The 4,913-nt window shown below is 71.0% G+C and carries 4 protein-coding genes and 1 pseudogene; 3 read left to right on the forward strand and 2 right to left on the reverse strand.

The features are described 5' to 3' along the window. The 3 genes from ACOJSN_RS23825 to ACOJSN_RS23835 all read left to right on the forward strand — a co-directional run. The coding region (locus tag ACOJSN_RS23825; protein ID WP_420114971.1) for a cupin domain-containing protein at nucleotides 1–326 on the forward strand (326 nt) is incomplete at its 5' end. Nucleotides 327–365: 39 nt separating this feature from the next. Further along, nucleotides 366–1,688, forward strand: coding sequence for a family 20 glycosylhydrolase (locus ACOJSN_RS23830; protein ID WP_420114972.1), 1,323 nt, complete (start codon nucleotides 366–368; stop codon nucleotides 1,686–1,688). Nucleotides 1,689–1,735: 47 nt separating this feature from the next. Beyond that, complete coding sequence (locus tag ACOJSN_RS23835; protein ID WP_420114973.1) at nucleotides 1,736–2,593, forward strand: aldo/keto reductase; 858 nt, start codon at nucleotides 1,736–1,738, stop codon at nucleotides 2,591–2,593. 125 nt (nucleotides 2,594–2,718) lie between these two features. Here the strand turns inward: ACOJSN_RS23835 and ACOJSN_RS23840 are convergent, their stop codons facing one another. Together ACOJSN_RS23840 and ACOJSN_RS23845 are read right to left on the reverse strand one after the other, a co-directional pair. After that, on the reverse strand, nucleotides 2,719–4,539 hold the full coding sequence (locus tag ACOJSN_RS23840) for a dolichyl-phosphate-mannose--protein mannosyltransferase (protein ID WP_420114974.1): 1,821 nt from the start codon (nucleotides 4,537–4,539) through the stop codon (nucleotides 2,719–2,721). A gap of 71 nt (nucleotides 4,540–4,610) precedes the next feature. Then, a pseudogene (locus tag ACOJSN_RS23845) lies at nucleotides 4,611–4,913 on the reverse strand (DoxX family protein); the annotation flags it as partial.

Consider the following 4,913-nt stretch of genomic DNA (forward strand, 5'->3'; position numbering starts at 1 on the left):
CGGGCGCGCCGCCGCGGACCCACTGGCACCCCCCCCCGGTGGAGACCGTCGAGGTGCTCGACGGGGCGCTCCCCGTCGAGGTGGGTGGCCATCCCAGTCGCACGCTCGGGGTCGGCGAACGGCTCGAGATCCCGGCGCGCACGGCGCACCGCATGTGGAACGCCGGTCCGGCTCGGGCGCGGGCGAGCTGGACGATCACGCCGCCGGGTCGGACCCTGGCGATGTTCACTCACATTCACGACGGCGTGGGCGGTCGCCTCGTCCGCGACCTCACCCTGCTGGTCCGGTTCCGGCGCGAGTTCCGCCTCGGGAGCCCGCGAGCATAGGGGTGGAACCGGGTCGGCAGATGTGGGAAGAATCGCCCCGTGAGCCTTCCCCTGATTCCCGCACCTGCCCGACTCGACCTGGGCGACGGTGAGCCGCACGTCGTCCCGGAAGGCGGGGTCTCGATGTGGGGCTCCGCCTTCGACGAACCGGGCGATGCCTCCTACTCGTTGAAGGCGTCGGCGTCGTCGCTGATCTACCGTGCCCAGGGTTCGCCGGGGGTGGCCGCCGCTCACGCCACAGCGCACCAGCTCGCCGAGCTCGCGGGCGGCGTGATCCCCGCGCTCGAGATCGACGATGCCCCGCGCTACCCGTGGCGCGGCCTGATGATCGACATCGCGCGCCACTTCTTCGGCCCGCCGACCCTGCGCAAGGTGATCGACCTCGCCGCGCTCTACAAGTTCAACGTGCTGCACCTGCACCTCACCGACGACCAGGGTTGGCGCTATGAGGTGCCGCGCCTGCCCGAGCTGATCGAGCGCTCCAGCGGCTCGGAGGTCGACGGCGGACCCGGCGGCTTCCTCAGCACGGAGGAACTCGCGGAGCTGACGTCGTACGCGGCGGAGCGCGGGATCACGATCGTGGGTGAGGTCGACCTGCCGGGGCACACCGCGGCGGCGCTGCACGCGGTGCCGGCGCTCAACGAGAACGGCCTGCCGCGTGAGGTCTACACCGGAACCGAGGTAGGTCACTCGACACTCCGACTCGAGCTGCCCGAGACCAAGGACTTCCTCGAGGACGCCGTCGGAGCGCTCGTGGACCAGACCCCTGGCGAGTTCGTCCACGTCGGAGGCGACGAGGTGCGGCTGCTGCGGCCCGAGGAGTACGCGACGTTCGTGCAGCACGTCGAGGCGCTCGTGCTGCGGCTCGGCAAGCGGCCGGTGTTCTGGCAGGAGGCGGCAGCCTCGCTGCAGGACTCACGCTCGGTGGTGCAGCTGTGGGACTCCAACGCGGACCCGGCCCCCGTGGTCGCGGCTGCGCGGCGCGGGCATCAGGTGATCCTCAGCCCGGGCAACCGCGCCTACCTCGACATGAAGTACGACGCCGACACGGTGCTCGGCCTGGACTGGGCCGGCCTCGTCGACGTGCGCGACTCCTACGACTGGGACCCCGACACGTTGATCCCCGGCCTGCCCGCCGAGGCGATCCTCGGCGTCGAGGCGGCGCTGTGGACCGAGACGATCCGCACCGAGGACCACCTCTTCTCGATGCTGCTGCCGCGCCTGGCCGCGATCGCCGAGGTGGCCTGGTCGGCCCCGGAGGTGCGCGACTGGGAGGCCTTCGCCGAGGACCTGCCGGCGCACGCGGCGCTGTGGGAGTCGCGAGGTCTTGCTCACACCGCCCGTCCGCTGCCTGGGAACTGACCGGCCCACGGCAGTCGGAGTCGCCGCGATGCCCTAGCCTGCTGCGCGTGACTTCACACCTTCACCCGCTCGATGTCGACCTCAACGACGGCACCACCATCCCGCAGCTCGGCTTCGGCGTCTGGCGCGTGCCCGACGACGAGGCACAGCCCGCCGTCGAAGAGGCGCTGCGCGTCGGGTACCGACTCATCGACACCGCGGCGATCTACGGCAACGAGCGCGGCGTCGGCCGCGCGATCGCCGGCTCCGGCATCGCTCGCGACGACATCTACCTCACCACCAAGGTCTGGAACGCCGACCAGGGCTACGACTCCACGCTGCGCGCCTACGAGGCCTCGCTCAAGCGGCTCGGCGTCGACAAGGTCGACCTGTACCTCATCCACTGGGCGGCACCGGCACTCGAGAAGTTCGTCGACACCTGGAAGGCGCTGGTGCACCTGCACGAGCAGGGCGCGGTCACCTCGATCGGGGTCTCCAACTTCCACGCCGACCACCTGCAGCCGAGCATCGACGCCACCGGCGTGACCCCGGTGCTCAACCAGGTCGAGTGCCACCCCTACCTGCAGATCGAGCAGCTGCGCGCGTGGAACACCGCGCACCAGATCGTCACCGAGGCATGGTCCCCGCTCGGCTCCGGCAAGGGCCTCCTGGAGGACCCGGTGCTCACCGAGATCGCCGCGCGTCGCGGGGCGAGCCCGGCCCAGGTCGTGCTCGCCTGGCACATCGCCCAAGGCAACGTGGTCATCCCCAAGTCCGTGACGCCGTCGCGCATCGCGGAGAACTGGGCCGCGCTCGGCGTGCACCTCGAGCCCGAGGACATCGACGCGATCGACGGCCTCGAGCGCGGCCTGCGCACGGGTGGCAACCCCGCGACCGACTCCTTCGGCGGCGACACCCCCGAGTGAGCGGCGCGAGGGTGGCGGTCAGCCGATCCGGCTGATCAGCCACCCGACGTCGGCGACGAGGTACCAGATCGCGGCTCCACCCCACGCGGCGAACGCGAGCCGACTCGGAGCCGGGCAGGACTGCCCTACACCCAGTTGGGCAGCAGCATGTGGAGGCGCCAGAACCAGTACGGCACCCACTGGTTGGTCCAGATCGGCCAGAAGAACGCCGAGACGAGGATCGCCACGACCACCACGGCAGCAGCGGCCCAGATGCCGGGGCGCCGCTCCCGAAGTGGCACCTCCCGTGGTCCGATCAACTCGCCGAGGCCGTACGTCAGGGCCAGCACCACGAACGGCACGAACGCCACCGTGTAGAACGTGAAGATCGTGCGGTGGGCGTAGGCGAACCACGGCAGGTAGCCGCCCGCGTAACCCACCAGGATCGCCCACGCGCGCCAGTCGCGGCGGCGGATCGCGGCCCACAGCACGAGGATCAGCGCGAGCGCCGCGCCCCACCAGATCACCGGGTTCCCGACCGAGAGGATCGCGCCGGCGCACCGGTCGGCACCGCAGGTCTGCCAGGCGCCGTCGGCCTCCTCGACCGAACGCCACGCGAACGAGGTGGGCCGCCATTGGATCAGCCAGCCCACGGGGTGCGACTGGTAGGTGTGCTCGCTCGTGAGGTTGTTGTGGAAGTCCCACATCCGCAGGTGGTACTCCCACCACGAGTTCAGCCAGTCCGGCATCCACGGCCGCTCGGACACCTCGGCGGCGGCGTTGGTCGTGGCCGCCCACTGCCGCATGTACGAGCCGGGGTTGAGCCACCACGGCACCCAGGTGAGCACATAGGTCGCCGCAGCCACCGGGACCATCAGCAGGAAGGCGGGGACCCCGTCACGCAGGGCGCCGGCGCCCACCCAGTAGCGCACACCGATCGAGCGGCGCGCCGTGATCGTCCACGCCACCACGGCCAATCCGAACGCCGCCACGAAGTAGATCCCCGACCACTTCACGCCGCACGCGAGCCCGAGCGCGATGCCCGCCACCAGCAGCCACGGCCGGAAACCCACCCGCGGTCCCCACGGGTCGCCGTACACGCCGTCGGCGTCCAGCTCGGTGGCCGCACGGGCAGCCAGCCGCCGTCGGAACTGTTCTCGATCCAGCAGGATCGCGCCGAACGCCACCAGCGCCCAGAACGCGAGGAAGATGTCGAGGATCGAGATCCGGGACATCACGAGATGGTTCCCGTCGATCGCGAGCAGCAGCCCCGCCGTCGCCCCCAAGGTCGTGGAGGCGAACAGCCTCCGCGCGATCCGGACCAGCAGCAGCACCATGAGCGTGCCGGTGATGGCCGCGCCGATCCGCCACGCCACGGGGTCGTTCGGGCCCAGGAGCTTCAGCCCGGCGGCGATCATCCACTTGCCCACGCTCGGGTGGACGATGTAATCCGGCTCGTCCGAGAGCATCGAGTAGTCGCCGGCCGCGAACCGCTCGTTCGGCTGCTCGTCGTTCTCCTCGATCCAGTCGCCCTCGTAACCGAGCGCGAGCAGCGAGTAGGCCTGCTTGACGTAGTACGTCTCGTCGAACACCACGCGGCCGGGGCGGCCCAGATACAGCAGCCGGAGCACCGCCGCCACCGCCGTGACCAGCAGGGTCACCACCCATGACGTGAGGTTCGACCCCGGGATCGGGCGCACTAGCCGGGCCAGGAGATCGGTCTCGATCGCCTCGCGCGTGCGCCCGGTCACGGCGACCGCCGGGGCCTTCCACGAGGCGAACACCTCGGCCCATGTCCGGCTGCGCGCCGAGTGCCGCGCGAGAGTGCCCGACGGCGTCGACGCAGCTTCGACCGGCTGCGGCTCCGGCGCCGCGTCGGGGCTCACCGTGCGCACGTCCTGCTCGCCGTTCCGAGGTGCCCAGGCGTCGTCGTCGGACGCGGTCCGTTCGCCGTCGGCTCCCCTCACGGCGTCGAGTGTAGGTGGGCGCAGCACACGAGTGAGCCCCCGGCACCAGGGGCCGGGGGCTCACGGGAGGGTCAGCGGAGCCAGGGGTTCCTGCGGACGATGTTCGTGTTCGCCCACCACCTGCCGAGTCCCCAGGTGTCACCGGAGAGGGTGACTGCGGCGATCAGCAGCAGCAACGCCTCCACCCAGTGCGAGTCCAGCACGGGGTTGGTGCCGCCGGCGATCCAGGGAAGCGCCACCACGTACATGAACGCCATCAGCAGCGTGCCGCCGATCGCGGCGATCCGGAGGCCGGCACCGGCGATCATCGCGACACCGATGCCCAGCAGGCCGACCATGAAGATGACGTCGCCGACCGGATTGGCGAAGGCGGT

The organism is Pseudactinotalea sp. (assembly GCF_048594945.1).
Taxonomy (GTDB): domain Bacteria; phylum Actinomycetota; class Actinomycetes; order Actinomycetales; family Beutenbergiaceae; genus Pseudactinotalea.